Source organism: Saccharopolyspora rosea (assembly GCF_025643595.1).
In the GTDB taxonomy this organism is placed as follows: domain Bacteria; phylum Actinomycetota; class Actinomycetes; order Mycobacteriales; family Pseudonocardiaceae; genus Saccharopolyspora; species Saccharopolyspora rosea.
Genome location: NZ_CP102826.1, coordinates 1,823,017 through 1,838,824, shown reverse-complemented (window position 1 = coordinate 1,838,824; position 15,808 = coordinate 1,823,017). Strand labels below are relative to the sequence as shown.

Sequence of the window (15,808 nt, the reverse complement as noted above, 5' to 3'; positions counted from 1 at the left end):
CTTGCACCGCCGCGGGTTCTCAGCGGTCGTCTCGCGAGGACACCCCCGACGCCGTGTATTGGACATACATCAGGAGGGGCTTCCGCAGTCGAGACGGCCGCTGAGGTTCCGCCACCGGCACCGCCACCCACAACGAGCCCGAGACAGGATTTCAGCTCGGTCGAGTGGCGGACGGTTTTCTGGCCTCCGCCGGGTCGTGCGTCTCGGTGTGCCGTTTCGCCCACTGGTAGTCGGGTTTTCCGCTGGGGGAACGGCTGATCTCGTCGACCAGCCACAGGCTGCGCGGCACCTTGTACCCGGCGATCCACTGCCGGGCGTGCTCGTCGAGGTCCGCCAGTTTCGGGACGGCTCCCGGTCGCGGTTGCACCACGGCCGCCACCCGCTGGCCGAGCCGGTCGTCGGGCACGCCGACCACGAGCGCGTCGAAGACGTCCGGGTGCGACTTGAGCGCGCCCTCGACCTCCTCGGGGAACACCTTCTCCCCGCCGGTGTTGATGGACACCACGCCGCGGCCGAGCAACGTGACGGTCCCGTCGTCCTCCAGGCGGGCGTAGTCGCCGGGGACGACGTAGCGGCGGCCGTCGAGTTCGACGAACACCTTGCGGGTCTTCTCCTCGTCCTTGTAGTAGCCGAGCGGCACGTGCCCGCTGCGGGCCAGCCAGCCGACCTCCCCGGGCGGCGTGGGTTTGCCGTCGTCGTCGATGACCGCGGTGGCGGCGTCGGCGTTGACGCGCGGCCCGCCGCTGCGCGCGCCGTCGCGGGTGATCATGCCGATGCCGCTGAACCCGGTCTCCGAGGAGCCGATCGAGTCGGTGATGACGACGTTGGGCAGCGCGTCGAGGTACTGCCGCTGCACCGACGGGGAGAACAGCGCGGCGCTGCTGGAGATCGCCACGAGTGCGGACGCGTCGTAATCGCCCTCGTGGAACGCCTCGATGAGCGGACGCGCCATCGCGTCCCCGACGATCGCCAGCACGTTGACCCGTTCCCGCTCGATCGCCCGCCACACCTCGTGGGCGTCGAACTGCGGCACGAAGACGACCGGGCTGCACGCGAACAGGTTGCCGAAGGCGGCCCACTGGGCGGCGCCGTGGATGAACGGGGCGGCGGGCAGCCGCACCAGCCCGTCGCTCTCGGCGCCCTTGCGGGCCTGTTCCCACTCGTCGGCCATGGGTTCGCCGGTCATGAAGTCGATGCCGCCGCCGAGCACGCGCCAGACGTCCTCGTGGCGCCACATCACGCCCTTGGGCATGCCCGTGGTGCCGCCGGTGTAGAGCAGGTAGAGGTCGTCGGAGCTGCGGGCCGGGAAGTCGCGCTCCCCCGGCTGCGCGCGCAGCGCCGACTCGTACTCGACGCCGCCGTAACCGGTGTAGTCGACGTCGGTCCCGTCCTCGATCACCAGAACATGTTGCAGTTTGGGCACGTCGGGCAGGACCTCGGCGACGCGGTCGGCGTAGCGGCGCTCGTGCACCAGCGCGGCGAGGTCGGCGTTGTCGAACAGGTAGCGGAGTTCGTTGGGCACGTACCGGAAGTTCACGTTGATCGCCACGGCGCGGATCTTGTACGCGGCGAGCATCGCTTCCAGCGCTTCGATGGAATTCCGGGAGTACACGCCGATGTGCGAACCGGCCCCGAGGCCCTGTGCGGTGAAGTGGTGCGCCAGCCGGTTCACCCGCTGCTCCAGCTCGGCGAAGGTCAGCCGGCGCTCGCCGCAGACCACGGCGACGCGCTCGGGGGTGAGGTCGACGGCGTGCTCGAAGAGATCTGCGATGTTGAAGGCCACCTCACGGAAACTAGAACGTGTTATCGTTTCGAGCAAGAACCCGATGGGCGCAACCTTCCCGCGAGTCCGAAAGGTCTGCCATGTCGACTCCCGAGGTCTCCGAGCAACCGCACTGCCTGGTTGAACAACGCGGCGCGGTGCTCGTGGTCACGCTCAACCGGCCCGAGGCCCGAAACGCCCTGTCCGGTCCGATGCTGGAGATCATGCGCGAAGCGTGGGACCAGGTGGACCGCGACGACAGCATCCGCGCGTGCATCCTCACCGGTGCGGGCGGTGCGTTCTGCGCGGGCGCCGACCTGAAGTCGATGACCCGGGCGCACCCGAGCGACACCGCCCGCGGCATGGACATGTCGGTCATCGAATCCCTGCTCAAGGGCCGCCGGCTGACCAAACCGCTGATCGCCGCCGTGGAGGGGCCGGCGGTCGCGGGCGGCACCGAGATCCTCCAGGCCACCGACATCCGGGTCGCCGGGCACAGCGCCCGATTCGGCGTGTCCGAGGCCCGCTGGGGCCTCTACCCGCTCGGCGGCTCGGCGGTCCGCCTACCCCGCCAGATCCCCTACGCCCTGGCCGCCGAGCTGCTGCTGACCGGCCGCCACCTCTCGGCCGCGGAGGCCAAGGAGATCGGCCTGATCGGCCACGTCGTCCCGGACGGTCAGGCCCTCGACAAGGCCCTCGAACTCGCCGAACTGGTCGCCGCCAACGGCCCGCTCGCGGTCCGCGCCATGCTCCGCACCATCCGCGAGACCGAGGGCATGCCCGAGGACGAGGCGTTCCGACTCGACGCCCGCATCGGCATGGAGGTCTTCGCCAGCGAGGACGCCAAGGAAGGCCCCCGCGCCTTCGCCGAGAAACGTCGCCCGGAATTCAAGGGGAGGTAGGAGCCCTCGGAGTCCTCAGTGGACGCGCAGGAATGCGGAAGGGCGGGCCACCGGGTGGCCCGCCCTCAGCGCGTCGCCGCGTCAGCGGCCCGCGAGGTCGTCGAACTCCCCCGCCTTGCACCCTTCGACCCAGGCCGACACCTCAGCTGGGGTGAAGAGCAGAACCCCCGCATCCGGACGCTTGCTGTTGCGGACGGCGATCGTGCCGTCCTCCAGCGGGGCGACCTCGACGCAGTTGCCTCCCGCATTGCTGAAGCTGGACTTGCGCCACGCGGCTGCGGACAGATCAGGCATGAGCGGTACCTTCCCGTTGCTGCTCACCGAGTACACCAGCCAGCATGCCGCACCGGCAGCCCTCACCACCGATCGAAACGGCCCAATTTCACCGCCCGCACGAACCGGGAGACATCAACGAGGAGCCGAGGACCGCGCGGGTCTTTCGAATCCCGCACCGCGTCCAGAGAACTGGCGACTTCCACGCAAGCTCCGTTCGACTGGCTGTAGCTCGACTTCAACCACGTCGGTTCAGTCATCGCGGCGAACCTCCATCTCATGCGCTGCTTCAGCGATCAGAACACCGAAATTGCCGGCTGTCGACCAGTCCCGAAGCTTGTTGAGCGCAGTGCGGCACCGTGTCCGGCCACGTTCGGCACTGGGCGCGCGGGGAGCGCATTGCCGGGTCGGAGCTTTCGATCGACTGGCACGGGGAAGGGAAGGGCCACCGGTGTGGCCCGCCCTCAGCGCATCGCCGCGTCAACGGCCCGCGAGGTCGTCGAACTCCCCCGCCTTGCAGCCCGCCACCCACACCGCCACCTCGGCCGGGGTGAAGAACAGAACCCCCGCATCCGGCCGCTTGCGTCGCGCGCGGGGCGATCGACGTGTTCCGGGCGCGTTCGGCGCACGACGCGGTGGGCGCGCGTTTCCGGGCCGACGATCTCGAACGCGGCTCGCCGTCGGCCGTGTGGCACCGCAGCGGTTCGGTGGCCGAGGTGGTCGCGGGTCTGCTCGAACTTCCCCCGCACGGCACGCCCGGTGGTGCGCCCGGCCTCGCCCACGAACGCGCACCCGACCTGTGGCTCCCGCACTCCGGTACGCCATGACGGACAGCCCTGGGAACCAGCCGTGGCCAGGGCTGTTCACCCCACTGCTGCACCGCGTTTCCCGTGCCGGCGCGGCACATCCGCGTTGCGGCGCGGGACGCTCCGGACTCGCCGACTGCGGCGCGGTCTGCACCCCGCCGCACCCCGCGGTGCTCGCGCGGTTGGCCGCGTGTCCCCGCTGCTACGGGGCGGAACGAGCCGGGTGATCCCGGTTCACACCGCCCGCTCGCGCCCCTCCCAGTACGGGTCGCGGAGCCTGCGCTTGTAGAGCTTGCCGTTGGGGTCCCGGGGCAGTTCCGGGAGGAAGTCCACGGAGCGCGGGAGTTTGAACTTGGCGAGGCGGTCGCGGGCGTGGTCCAGGAGTTCCGCGGCCAACTCGTCGCCCGGTCGCACGCCTTCGGCGGGCTGGACGACGGCCTTGACCTCCTCTCCCCAGTCGTCGTGCGGGACGCCGAACACCGCCACGTCGGCGACCTTCGGGTGCACCGAGAGCACGTTCTCGACCTCGGCCGGGTAGATGTTCACCCCACCCGAGATGATCATGTCGTTCTTCCGGTCGCGCAGGAACAGGTAGCCGTCCTCGTCGAGGTAGCCCACGTCGCCGAGGGTGAACAGGTCGCCCACCCGGTTCTCCCGGGTCTTCTTCGCATCGCCGTGGTACTCGAACGACGAGCTGCCCATCTTCATGTAGACGATGCCGATCTCGCCGGGTGGCAGTTCACGGCCCTGGTCGTCGAGGACCTTGACCACCGAACCAGGCCACGCCTTGCCCACCGAGCCCGGTTTGCGCAGCCACTCCTCCGGGCTGATGGACGTGCCGCCACCTTCGGTGGCCGCGTAGTACTCGGTGATCACCGGGCCCCACCAGTCGAGCATGGCGTGCTTGACCTCGTTCGGGCAGGGCGCCGCACCGTGGATGACCTGGCGCAGCGACGACACGTCGTAGCGCTCGCGGGTTTCCTGAGGCAGGGCCAACAGCCGGTGGAACTGGGTGGGGACCATGTGCGTGTGCGTCACGCGGTGCCGTTCGATCAGCCGCAGCATCTCCTCGGCGTCCCAGCGGTCCATCAGCACCGCGGTGTGTCCGAATTGGATGGAGTGGCTGACGAAGTTGAGCACTGCCGTGTGGTAGAGCGGAGATCCGCACAGGTGCACGTGGTCGTCGAACGGTTGCAGGCCGAAGATCCCGAAGAACCACTGGGCCGCCACCGGGACCTCGTCCGGGTCCGCCCCGGTGAGCTGCCGGCGCACCCCCTTGGGGCGACCCGTGGTTCCCGAGGTGTAGAGCATCGGCGAACCGGTGGTGCGCACGTCGGGACGCTTCGGCGGTTCGTCCGCGCCGAGCGTCGACAGCGGGCGGAAACCGGGGATCTCGCCGACGCTGAACCGGCCGGACGCCGAGATCCCGCTGCGCGCAGCGGCGTCCGTGGCCGCCTCGGCGAACCGCTCGTGCGCGATGAACGCCTTGGCCCCGCTGTCCTCGATGATGTAGGCGACCTCGCCGCCGACCAGGTGCCAGTTCACCGTGACCACGTACAGCCCGGTTTCCAGCGCGGCGAAGTAGGCGGCCAGCAGATCCGCGCCGTTCGGCAGCATCAGCACGATGCTGTCGCCCGGCTCCAGACCCATGCTCTGCAGGCCGCGCCCGTACCGGTCGGCCGCACCGGCGAGGTCGGCGTAGCTGACGGACTCACCGGTCGGCGTCACCACCGCGGTCCGCGTCGGCTGCTGCTCGGCGATCTTCCACAGTCCCATGTCGGCCACGGCGCACTCCTGTCGACGGGAACGAGACCCGCCCAAACTAGAACTTGTTACAGATGCTCGGCAAGCCCCACTCCCTCGGCAAGCCCCAGCGCGTCCGCCACCGACCGGACGTGCGCGACGTCCCGGCACCCGACGAGCAGCGTGTCGACCCCGGCGTCGGCCCACTCCGCCGCCCGGCGCCGCACGTGGTCGCGGTCGCCGATGATCGCCACCTCGTCGACCATCTCGTCGGGCACCGCCGCGGCGGCCTGCTCCTTGCTGCCCGCGCGGAACAGCTTCGAGACGTCGTCGACGGCCTCGCCGTAGCCCATGCGGCGGAACAGCTCGGCGTGGAAGTTCATCTCCGGAGCCCCCATGCCGCCCACGTACAGCGCCAGGTAGGGCTTCAGCAGCGCCCGCGCAGCCGGCGCGTCGTCGGTGACGACGACCTGGCAGGCGGCGGCGACCTCGAACTCCGCGCGGCTGCGGCGCGCACCGGGCCGCGCGAACCCCTCGGCCAACCAGTCCTCGTACATCCCCGCCACCCGCGGCGAGTAGTACACCGCGATCCAGCCGTCGGCGATCTCGGCGGTCTGGGCGACGTTGCGCGGCCCCTCGGCGCCCAGCCAGATCGGCAGGTCCGCGCGCAGCGGGTGGGTGATCGGGCGCAGCGGTTTGCCCAGCCCCAGCGAGCCCGGCCCGGCGTAGGGCAGCGGGTAGTGCGGACCGTCGTTGCGCACCGGCGCCTCGCGGGCCAGCACCTGGCGCACGATCGAGACGTATTCCCGCGTCCGCGCAAGGGGTTTCGCGAACGGCTGGCCGTACCAGCCCTCCACCACCTGCGGGCCGGAGACGCCCAGGCCGAGCACGCACCGCCCGCCGGAGAGGTGGTCGAGGGTCAGCGCGTGCATCGCGCACGACGCCGGCGAGCGGGCCGACAGCTGCGCCACCGACGTCCCCAGCCGGACGCGGTCGGTCCGCGCGCCCCACCACGCCAGCGGCGTGAACGCGTCCGATCCCCACGACTCCGCAGCGAACACGCCGTCGAACCCGGCGCGTTCGGCCGCCTCGACGAGCTCTCCGGCGTTCGCGGGCGGCCGCGCACCCCAGTAACCGAGTTGCAGTCCGATCCTCATGGTTCACCTCCGCAAGTCCTCCATCGTGCCCGGATATTGCCCGGAAATCGAGAACATGTTTCACTCAGGTCCGTGACTGGGATCTCCGAACCACTCAGCGCTCCGCTCGACATCGGATTCGACTACACCCGCTCGCTCGGCCCGGTCCACGGACGCTTCGCCACCGCGCTGCGCGATCGCCGGATCCTCGGCGTGCGCGGCAGCGACGGCCGGGTGCACGTGCCCGTCGTCGAGTACGACCCGGACACCGCCGCGCCGCTCGACGACTTCGTCGAGGTCGGGCAGCAGGGCACCGTCATGACCTGGTCCTGGGTGCCGGAACCCCTGGAAGGGCAACCACTTCCGCACCCGTTCGCCTGGGCGTTCGTCCGGCTCGACGGCGCCGACACGCCGATGCTGCACGCCGTCGACGTCGGCTCACCCGAGAAGATCAGCACCGGGATGCGCGTGCAGGTCCGGTGGGCCGCCGAACGCGGCAACGGCATCCGCGACATCGCGTGCTTCGAACCGGTCGGCGCCGCGCAGCCGGCGGAACCGGCCGAACCCGAGCAGGAACCGGTCACCATGATCACCTCGCCGGTCCACCTGCACTACATGCACTCGGCCTCCCCCGAGGAGAGCCGGTACCTGCGCGGGCTCACCGAGGGTCGGTTGCTCGGCCAGCGGTGCCCGGCCTGCGGCAAGGTGTACGTCCCGCCGCGCGGCGCGTGCCCGACCGACGGCGTGCCCACCGAGGAGGAGGTGGAGCTGGCCGACACCGGCACGGTGACCACCTTCTGCATCGTCAACGTCCCGTTCCTCGGCCAGCGCATCAAACCCCCGTACGTCTCCGCGTACGTGCTGCTGGACGGCGCCGACATCCCCTTCCTGCACCTGGTGCTGGGCTGCGCGGCCGAGGAGGTGCGGATGGGAATGCGGGTGCGCGCGGTGTGGAAGCCGCGCGAGGAGTGGGGTCCGACGCTGCAGAACATCGACCACTTCACGCCGACCGGGGAACCGGACGCGCCCTTCGAGACCTACGCCCGACACCTGTGAGGAGTTGCCGTGACTGACGTCGCCGTGGTGGGTTACGCGCAGGCGCCCAACGTGCGCGAGACCCGGGGCACCACCAACGGTGTCGAGATGCTGGTGCCGATCTTCCAGCAGGTGCTCGCCGACACCGGTCTGTCCAAACAGGACATCGGGTTCTGGTGCTCGGGGTCCTCGGACTACCTGGCGGGACGGGCGTTCTCGTTCATCGCCGCGGTCGACGCCATCGGCGCCTGGCCGCCGATCAACGAATCGCACGTGGAGATGGACGCCGCGTGGGCGCTGTACGAGGCGTGGGTGAAGATCCGCACCGGCGAGGTGGACACCGCGCTGGTGTACGGGTTCGGCAAGTCCTCGGCCGGGAACCTGCGCCGGACGCTGGCGCTGCAGCTCGACCCCTACACCGTCGCGCCGCTGTGGCCGGACTCGGTCGGCATCGCCGGGTTGCAGGCGCGGCTGGGCCTGGAGTCCGGCCGGTGGAGCGAACGCGACATGGCCGCGGTCGCCTCGCGCAGCCGCGCGGCCGCCGCGGACAACGCCAACGCGCAGCTCAAGGGCGACGTGGACGTCGACGAACTGCTGTCGCGCCCGTACCTGGCGGATCCGCTGCGGGCGCACGACTGCGCGCCGATCACCGACGGCGCGGCCGTCGTCGTGCTCGCCGCGGGAGACCGCGCGCGGGAGATCCGGGAGCGGCCCGCGTGGATCACCGGCATGGAACACCGCATCGAGTCCGCCAGCCTCGGAGCCCGCGACCTGGTCCGCTCGCCCTCGACGGCCTCGGCGGCGCGCGCGGCCGGAGCCGACGGCGTCGAACTCGCCGAACTGCACGCGCCGTTCACGCACCAGGAGATCGTGCTGCGCGAGGCGATCGGCTTGGACGACGACGTGGTGGTCAACCCCTCCGGTGGCGCGCTGTGCGGCAACCCGATGTTCGCCGCCGGGCTGGCGCGCATCGGCGAGGCCGCCACGCGCGTCATGGACGGCCGGGCCGGCCGGGTGCTCGCGCACGCCACCAGCGGCCCGGCGTTGCAGCAGAACCTGGTGTGCGTGATGGACGGGAGGAAGTAGATGGCGAAGTTGGCGGCGGTCCTCGGGACCGGCCAGACCCACCACACCAGTCGCCGCCTCGACGTCTCGATCGCCGGACTGTGCCGGGAGGCCGCCGAGCGCGCGCTGGCCGACGCGGGCCTGGACTGGCCGGACGTCGACGCCGTGGTGGTCGGCAAGGCGCCCGACCTGTTCGAGGGCGTCATGATGCCGGAACTGCAGCTCGCGGACGCGCTCGGCGGCACCGGCAAACCCGTGCTGCGGGTGCACACCGCCGGGTCCGTCGGCGGCTCCACCGGCAACGTGGCCGCGAGCCTGGTGCACGGCGGCGTGCACCGGCGCGTGCTGGCGGTGGCGTTCGAGAAGCAGTCCGAGTCCAACGCGATGTGGGCGCTGTCGATCCTGCCGCCGTTCAGCATGCCGGTCGGCGCGGGCGCGGGCGGCTACTTCGCACCGCACGTGCGCTCCTACATCCGCCGCTCCGGGGCGCCGGAGCACATCGGCGCGATGGTCGCCGCCAAGGACCGGCGCAACGGCGCGCTGAACCAGTACTCGCACCTCAAGCAGCCGGACATCACCGTGGAATCGGTGCTGGCCTCGCAGGTGTTGTGGGACCCGATCCGCTACGACGAGACCTGCCCGTCCTCGGACGGGGCCTGCGCGGTGGTCATCGGCGACGAGGACGCCGCCGCGGGCCGTCCCGCCGCGTGGATCCACGCGACCTCGATGCGCACCGAGCCGACCACCTTCGCCGGCCGCGACCAGGTCGACCCGCAGGCCGGGCGGGACGCCGCGGCCGCGCTGTGGCGGCAGGCGGGCATCACCGATCCGCTGTCCGAAGTGGACGTCGCGGAGATCTACGTGCCGTTCTCCTGGTTCGAGCCGATGTGGCTGGAGAACCTGGGATTCGCCGCCGAGGGCCAGGGCTGGAAGCTCACCGAGTCCGGCGCCACCGCGCGCGACGGGCGGCTGCCGGTGAACCCGTCCGGCGGGGTGCTGTCGTCCAACCCGATCGGCGCGTCCGGGCTGCTGCGCTTCGCCGAGGCGGCGATGCAGGTCACCGGCAAGGCCGGGGAGCACCAGGTCGACGGGGCCCGGGTCGCGGTCGGGCACGCCTACGGCGGCGGGTCGCAGTACTTCTCGATGTGGGTGGTCGGAACCGACAAACCGGGGGCACGATGAAGTTCACGCTGTCCGTCGCGATGAGCCCGCTGGACCAGCTCACCGAGCTGGCCCGCACCGCGGAGGAGTGCGGTTTCGCCGCCATCGCGCTGCCCGATTCGCTGTTCTACTCCGAGCAGGTGTCCGCCGACTACCCGTACACCCCGGACGGCAAGCGGATGTGGGACGCCGAGACGCCGTGGGTGGACCCGCTGGTCGCCGCCGCCGCGATGGGCGCGGTGACCGAGCGGCTGCGGTTCTACACCTCGGTGCTCAAGCTCGGCCCGCGCAACCCGCTGCTGCTGGCCCGGCAGGTCGCGTCGGTCGCCTCGCTCACCGGCGACCGGTTCGGGCTCGGGGTCGGCGTCGGGTGGGCGCCGGAGGAGTTCGAGTGGTGCGGCGCCCCCTACGAGCGGCGCGGACCGCGCGTGGACGAGGCGATCGAGGTGCTGCGGCTGGTGCTCGGCGGCGGCATGGTCGAACACCACGGGAAGTACTTCGACTTCGGCCGGTTGCGGATGAGCCCCGCCCCGAACCGCCCGGTGCCGATCTACGTCGGCGGGCACAGCCCGGTCGCGCTGCGGCGCGCGGCGCGCGTCGGCGACGGGTGGGCGTCGGCGATGATGACCCTCGACGAACTGCGCGGCACCATCGACCGCCTCGCCGAGCTGCGCCGGGACTTCGGCCGGGCCGAGGAACCGTTCGAGATCCAGGCGGTCTGCGTCGACCGCTTCGGCCTGGACGGCTACCGCGAGCAGGCCGACATCGGCGTCACCGACGCGATCGTCGTCCCCTGGATGCTCCAGGGCCACGGCTTCGACGCCGACCTGACCACCAAGCAGGACTCGGTCAAGCGCTTCGCCGACGAGGTCATCGCCGAGTTCTGATCACCCGCCCGGGCGTCACCACGTCGGGTTGCGGGACCCTGTTTTCCAGCAGGAACGCTGACTCGCACCGCACGCCCGAACGGTCACCGAGCGCGATGGGAGGAGACGTATGGGTTCCGGGGTGCAGTGGAACGCCAGCCGGGAGGAACACCCGGCGCGGCAGGCGGCGTGGGCGTCGATGAGCGCCGTCACGCGGGGCGCGAAGCAGGAGTGGGTGGCGCTGTTCGCGCCCGACGCCGTGGTGGAGGACCCGGTGGGGCCGTCGATGTTCGACCCCGAGGGGCGCGGGCACCACGGCCACGAGGGCATCGCGGCGTTCTGGGACCTGGCTATCGCGCAGGCCGAGCGGATCGAGTTCCGCATCGACGACTCGTTCGCGGCCGGATCCGAGGTCGCCAACGTCGGCACGATCACCACCCACCTGCCCGACGGCAGCGCGATGGACGCCGAGGGCGTGTTCGTCTACCGCGTCGACGAATCCGGGCTCATCCGCTCCATGCGAGCGTTCTGGGAAGTGGACCGAGCAATGGCCACCCTGCGGCAAGGATCCTGAACCCCGCCAAGACGCCGAAAGGCCCGGTTCCTGCGGGGACCGGGCTCCTGTTTTGCCGAGTCCTCATCTTTTGAGCATGCTCCCGACGAGTCACGGCAAGCGGCGTGAGCCGCTTTCGCCACCCTCGCGACCCGCACCGCCGCGGGTTCTCAGCGGTCGTCTCGCGAGGACAGCCCCGACGCCGTGTATTGGACCATACATAAGTCGGGGCTCCCGGAGCCGAGCCGGCCGCTGAGGTTCCGCTACCTGCACCGCCACGCACAACGAGTTCGGCGACAGCAATCTCAAGCGTACTGCACCTGGACTTCCTTGATCCCGTTGAGCCAGCCGGAGCGCAGGCGCCTGGGTTCGCCGACGCGGCGGATGTCGGGCATGGCCTCGGCGATGGCGTTGAAGATGAGGTCGATCTCCAGGCGGGCGAGGTTGGCGCCGAGGCAGTAGTGCGCCCCGGTGCCACCGAATCCGACGTGCGGGTTCGGGTCGCGGGTGATGTCGAAGCGCTCGGGTTCGTCGAAGACCTCGGTGTCGAAGTTGGCGGAGCTGTAGAACATGCCGACCCGCTGCCCCTTGGCGATCCGGACCCCGGCGAGTTCGGTGTCGGCCAGCGCGGTGCGTTGGAAGGACACCACGGGCGTGGCCCAGCGGACGATCTCGTCGGCGGTCGTGGCGGGCCGCTGGGCCTTGTACAGCTCCCACTGGTCGGGGTTGTCGAGGAAGGCGAGCATGCCGTGGGTGATGGCGTTGCGGGTGGTCTCGTTGCCCGCCACCGCGAGCAGCACCACGAAGAACCCGAATTCGTCGGAGGACAGCGCGTTCCCGTCGATGTCGGCGTCGAGGAGTTTGGTGACGATGTCGTCCATCGGGCAACGCCGCCGCTGTTCGGCCATGTTGGTGAAGTAGCCGAGCATCTCCGCGGCCGCGGCCTCCGGTTGCACGTCGTACTCCGGGTCGTCGTAGCCGATCATCTGGTTCGACCAGTCGAAGATCTCCTTGCGGTGCTCCTGCGGGATGCCGATCAGCTCGGCGATCGCCTGCAACGGCAGCTCGCAGGCCACGTCGGTGACGAAGTCCCCGGTGCCGCTCGAACGGGCCTGTTCGACGATGTTGCGGGCGCGGTCGGTCAGCGCGTCCCGCAGGCTGCCGATCGCGCGCGGGGTGAAGCCGCGCTGCACGATCTTGCGCAGCTTGGTGTGCTGCGGCGGGTCGATGTTGAGCATGATGAAGCGCTGCAACTCGATCTGCTCGCGCGTCATGCTGTCGTTGAAGCGGATGATCGCGGTGTTCTCCCAGCTGGAGAACACGTCGGTGCGCCGGGACACCTCCTTGACGTCGGCGTGCCGGCTGACCACCCAGAACCCGTCGTCGCCGAAGCCGGAACCGGGCTGGGCGTTCCACCACACCGGGGCGGTGCGACGCAGCTCGGCGAATTCCGCCACGGGCAGCCGTTCGGCGTACAGATCGGGGTCGGTGAAGTCGAAGCCCTCCGGGATGTGCGGTGCGACCACGGCTACCTCCAACAGCAGGAGTGAAACGAGTTCTACGAAAGAGAAGCACAGCCCGGCAGCTCAGTAAACCCCTGTAACACTCCTTGAATCGAGCAAGTCGACAGGTCGGACGAGTCGTGCGGCTTGGCGTAGTTGAGAAACATGTTCTACCTTGATCTCGACATTCGCCGAGAGAGGAGGCCCCCGTGGGCGGTGCGGTGATCGTGGAAGCAGTGCGCACGCCGATCGGCAAGCGTCGCGGATGGTTGTCCGGACTGCACGCCACCGAGATCCTCGGTGCGGCGCAACGCGGCGTGCTCGACCGCGCCGGCCTCGACCCGGGCCTCGTCGGCCAGGTGATCGGCGGCTGCGTGACGCAGGCGGGCGAGCAGTCCGGCAACGTCACCCGCACCGCCTGGCTGCACTCCGGGCTGCCCCACCAGGTCGGCTGCACCACCATCGACGCCCAGTGCGGCTCGGCGCAGCAGGCCACCCACCTGATCGCCGGGCTGATCGCCGCCGGATCCGTCGACGTCGGCATCTCCTGCGGTGTGGAGGCGATGAGCCGCGTGCCGCTCGGCGCCAACCTGAGCACCGATGTCGGCCGCCCCCGTCCCGATGACTGGGACATCGACCTGCCGAACCAGTACCAGGCCGCGGACCGCATCGCCGCCCGCCGCGGACTGGGCCGCGAGGACATCGACCGGTTCGGGCTCCGGTCCCAGCGCAACGCCCAGCTCGCCTGGCAGGAGGGCCGGTTCGACCGCGAGATCGTGCCGGTGCCCACCGCCGACGGCGTCGTGACCCGCGACCAGGGACTGCGCGAGACCAGCATGGACGCGCTCGGCGGGCTGAAACCGGTGCTGGACGGCGGCCTGCACACCGCGGGCACCTCGTCGCAGATCTCGGACGGTGCCGCCGCCGTGCTGCTGGCCGACGCCGACCGCGCGGCCGAGCTGGAGCTGCGACCCCGCGCCCGGATCGTCGCGCAGTGCCTCGTCGGCGCCGAGCCGTACTACCACCTCGATGGCCCTGTGCAGGCGACCCGACGAGTGCTAGAACTCAGCGGGATGAAGATCGGCGACATCGACCTGTTCGAGGTCAACGAAGCGTTCGCCTCCGTGCCGCTGTCCTGGGCGTCGGTGCACGAGCCCGACATGGACCGGGTCAACGTCAACGGCGGCGCGATCGCGCTCGGCCACCCCGTCGGCAGCACCGGCGCCCGCCTGCTCACCACCGCCCTGCACGAACTGGAACGCCGCGACGCCACCACGGCGCTGGTGTCGATGTGCGCGGGCGGGGCGCTCGCCACGGGGACGATCATCGAGCGGTTGCGATGACCCCACGCACGGTCCCGGCCGTCCTGCGCGAGGCCGCCTCCCGGTTCGCCGACCGGGAGGCGGTGGTCGACGGCGACGTGCGGCTCACCTACCGGGAACTGCACCAGCGCGTGCGGGAGCTGGCGCGGCTGTTCGTCGCCCGCGGCGTCGAACCCGGGGACCGGGTCGCGATCAACTCGCCGAACACCTGGCACTGGGTGGTCGCGGCGCTGGCCGCGCTGCACTGCGGAGCGGCGGTGGTACCGGTGAACACGCGGTTCACCGCCACCGAGACCTCCGACGTGCTGCGGCGCAGCCGGGCGCGCGCCCTCGTGGTCGCCGGCCGGTTCCTGGACCGCGACCGGCTCGCCGAGCTGCGCGCCTTCGACGAGCTGGCCGCGCTGCGCTGCGTGGTGCGGGTGCCCGTCGAGGACGACCGGGGCGATCCGGACGCGGTCGCCTGGGGCGAGTTCGACTGCGACGCGCCGTGGTCGGCGGTCGACGAGCGCGCCGACGCGGTGCGCCCCGACGACATCAGCGACGTGCTCTACACCTCCGGCACCACCGGGCGCAGCAAGGGCGCGTTGACCGCGCACCGGCAGTCGCTCGGCGTCGCCGCGGCGTGGGCGGACTGCGGGCTGCTCACCGAGCAGGACCGGTACCTGGTCGTCAACCCCTTCTTCCACAGCTTCGGGTACAAGGCCGGGATCCTGGCCTGCCTGCTGCGCGGCGCGGCGGTGCTGCCGATGGCGGTGTTCGACGTCGGGCGGGTCCTGGAACTGGTGGAGCGCGAACGGATCAGCGTGCTGCCCGGACCACCGACCATCTACCAGTCCATCATGGACAATCCGCGCGCGGCCGGGTTCGACCTGTCCAGCCTGCGGCTGGCGGTCACCGGCGCGGCCACCGTGCCCGTCGCCCTGGTGGAGCGGATGCGCCACGAGCTCAGCTTCTCCACCGTGCTGACCGCCTACGGCCTCACCGAGGCGGTCGTGGCGACGATGTGCCGCGCGGACGACGACCCGGTGACGGTCGCGACCACGTGCGGCCGCCCCGCGTCCGGCTTCGAGCTGCGCATCGACGGCTCCGGCGGCGAACCCGGCGCGACCGGCGAGATCCTGCTGCGCGGGCCGAACGCGATGCTCGGCTACGACGACGACCCGGCGGCCACCGCGGCGGCGATCGACGCCGACGGCTGGCTGCACACCGGCGACGTCGGGCACGTCGACGAACGCGGGTACCTGACCATCACCGACCGGCTCAAGGACATGTACATCTGCGGCGGGTTCAACGTCTACCCGGCCGAGGTGGAGCGGGCGCTCGCCCGGCTCGACGGCGTCGCCGACAGCGCCGTCGTCGGCGTCGCCGACGGCCGGCTCGGCGAGGTGGGCAAGGCGTTCGTCGTGCTGCGGCCGGGCAGTGCGCTGTCCGAGGACGACGTCATCGCGCACTGCCGGGAACGCCTGGCCAACTACAAGGTCCCCCGCCACGTCGAGTTCCGCGAGGACCTGCCCCGGAACCCCTCCGGCAAGGTCCTCAAACGCCAGCTGCGTTGAACCCATGTGACCGCGGCGCGTCAGCGCCTCGTTGGGGGGCGGGCGACGGGCGGGCCGCTGGGGTTCCGCTACCGGCACCGCCACGCACAACGAGTTCGAAGACAGATTCTGCCGAACGGCACCGCC

The 15,808-nt window shown here is 71.0% G+C and carries 15 protein-coding genes; 9 read left to right on the top strand and 6 right to left on the bottom strand.

The genetic code is table 11. From position 1 onward, the window contains the following. Nucleotides 1–151: 151 nt before the first annotated feature. A complete protein-coding gene (locus tag NV263_RS08965; protein WP_263252114.1) occupies nucleotides 152–1,783 on the bottom strand; it encodes an acyl-CoA synthetase in 1,632 nt (543 codons plus the stop codon). An 80-nt stretch (nucleotides 1,784–1,863) separates the two neighbouring features. On the opposite strand from NV263_RS08965, the gene NV263_RS08960 reads away from it, so the two are divergent. Next, a complete protein-coding gene (locus NV263_RS08960; protein ID WP_263252113.1) occupies nucleotides 1,864–2,664 on the top strand; it encodes a crotonase/enoyl-CoA hydratase family protein in 801 nt (266 codons plus the stop codon). An 81-nt stretch (nucleotides 2,665–2,745) separates the two neighbouring features. Here NV263_RS08960 and NV263_RS08955 read toward each other — a convergent pair whose 3' ends face one another. Then, the gene (locus NV263_RS08955; RefSeq protein WP_263252111.1) at nucleotides 2,746–2,958 is read right to left on the bottom strand and encodes a DUF397 domain-containing protein; all 213 of its coding nucleotides are present in this window, start codon (nucleotides 2,956–2,958) and stop codon (nucleotides 2,746–2,748) included. Between the two features lie 62 nt (nucleotides 2,959–3,020). Continuing rightward, the gene (locus NV263_RS08950) at nucleotides 3,021–3,197 is read right to left on the bottom strand and encodes a DUF397 domain-containing protein (RefSeq protein ID WP_263252109.1); all 177 of its coding nucleotides are present in this window, start codon (nucleotides 3,195–3,197) and stop codon (nucleotides 3,021–3,023) included. Between the two features lie 345 nt (nucleotides 3,198–3,542). Here NV263_RS08950 and NV263_RS08945 point away from each other — a divergent pair, with 345 nt between their 5' ends. Then, nucleotides 3,543–3,764 (top strand): hypothetical protein, encoded by a 222-nt coding sequence (locus tag NV263_RS08945; protein ID WP_263252108.1) that lies wholly within the window; start codon nucleotides 3,543–3,545, stop codon nucleotides 3,762–3,764. A 213-nt stretch (nucleotides 3,765–3,977) separates the two neighbouring features. Here NV263_RS08945 and NV263_RS08940 read toward each other — a convergent pair whose 3' ends face one another. Together NV263_RS08940 and NV263_RS08935 are read right to left on the bottom strand one after the other, a co-directional pair. Further along, nucleotides 3,978–5,519: an acyl-CoA synthetase gene (locus NV263_RS08940; RefSeq protein ID WP_263254139.1), complete on the bottom strand. Its 1,542-nt coding sequence runs from the start codon at nucleotides 5,517–5,519 to the stop codon at nucleotides 3,978–3,980. Nucleotides 5,520–5,575: 56 nt separating this feature from the next. Continuing rightward, nucleotides 5,576–6,643 (bottom strand): LLM class F420-dependent oxidoreductase, encoded by a 1,068-nt coding sequence (locus tag NV263_RS08935; RefSeq protein WP_263252106.1) that lies wholly within the window; start codon nucleotides 6,641–6,643, stop codon nucleotides 5,576–5,578. A 72-nt stretch (nucleotides 6,644–6,715) separates the two neighbouring features. Here NV263_RS08935 and NV263_RS08930 point away from each other — a divergent pair, with 72 nt between their 5' ends. The 5 genes from NV263_RS08930 (at nucleotide 6,716) to NV263_RS08910 (ending at nucleotide 11,323) form a co-directional block, all read left to right on the top strand. Continuing rightward, on the top strand, nucleotides 6,716–7,678 hold the full coding sequence (locus NV263_RS08930; protein WP_397545620.1) for a Zn-ribbon domain-containing OB-fold protein: 963 nt from the start codon (nucleotides 6,716–6,718) through the stop codon (nucleotides 7,676–7,678). 9 nt (nucleotides 7,679–7,687) lie between these two features. Beyond that, nucleotides 7,688–8,743, top strand: coding sequence for a thiolase domain-containing protein (locus tag NV263_RS08925; RefSeq protein WP_263252104.1), 1,056 nt, complete (start codon nucleotides 7,688–7,690; stop codon nucleotides 8,741–8,743). After that, on the top strand, nucleotides 8,744–9,904 hold the full coding sequence (locus tag NV263_RS08920) for a thiolase domain-containing protein (protein ID WP_263252102.1): 1,161 nt from the start codon (nucleotides 8,744–8,746) through the stop codon (nucleotides 9,902–9,904). It abuts the gene before it with no gap. Beyond that, a complete protein-coding gene (locus NV263_RS08915; RefSeq protein ID WP_263252101.1) occupies nucleotides 9,901–10,770 on the top strand; it encodes a TIGR03619 family F420-dependent LLM class oxidoreductase in 870 nt (289 codons plus the stop codon). Before NV263_RS08920 ends, NV263_RS08915 begins: the two co-directional genes overlap by 4 nt. Nucleotides 10,771–10,879: 109 nt before the next feature. Further along, nucleotides 10,880–11,323: a nuclear transport factor 2 family protein gene (locus NV263_RS08910; RefSeq protein WP_263252100.1), complete on the top strand. Its 444-nt coding sequence runs from the start codon at nucleotides 10,880–10,882 to the stop codon at nucleotides 11,321–11,323. Nucleotides 11,324–11,607: 284 nt separating this feature from the next. Here NV263_RS08910 and NV263_RS08905 read toward each other — a convergent pair whose 3' ends face one another. Beyond that, entirely contained in the window at nucleotides 11,608–12,828 is a 1,221-nt protein-coding gene (locus NV263_RS08905) for a cytochrome P450 (protein ID WP_263252099.1), read from the bottom strand. A 185-nt stretch (nucleotides 12,829–13,013) separates the two neighbouring features. Between NV263_RS08905 and NV263_RS08900 the strand changes: the two genes are divergently transcribed. Both NV263_RS08900 and NV263_RS08895 read left to right on the top strand, forming a co-directional pair. Next, nucleotides 13,014–14,147 (top strand): steroid 3-ketoacyl-CoA thiolase, encoded by a 1,134-nt coding sequence (locus NV263_RS08900; RefSeq protein ID WP_263252097.1) that lies wholly within the window; start codon nucleotides 13,014–13,016, stop codon nucleotides 14,145–14,147. Beyond that, on the top strand, nucleotides 14,144–15,682 hold the full coding sequence (locus NV263_RS08895) for a FadD3 family acyl-CoA ligase (protein ID WP_263252095.1): 1,539 nt from the start codon (nucleotides 14,144–14,146) through the stop codon (nucleotides 15,680–15,682). The genes NV263_RS08900 and NV263_RS08895 overlap by 4 nt, the downstream gene beginning before the upstream one ends. The last annotated feature ends 126 nt before the right edge of the window (nucleotides 15,683–15,808 follow it).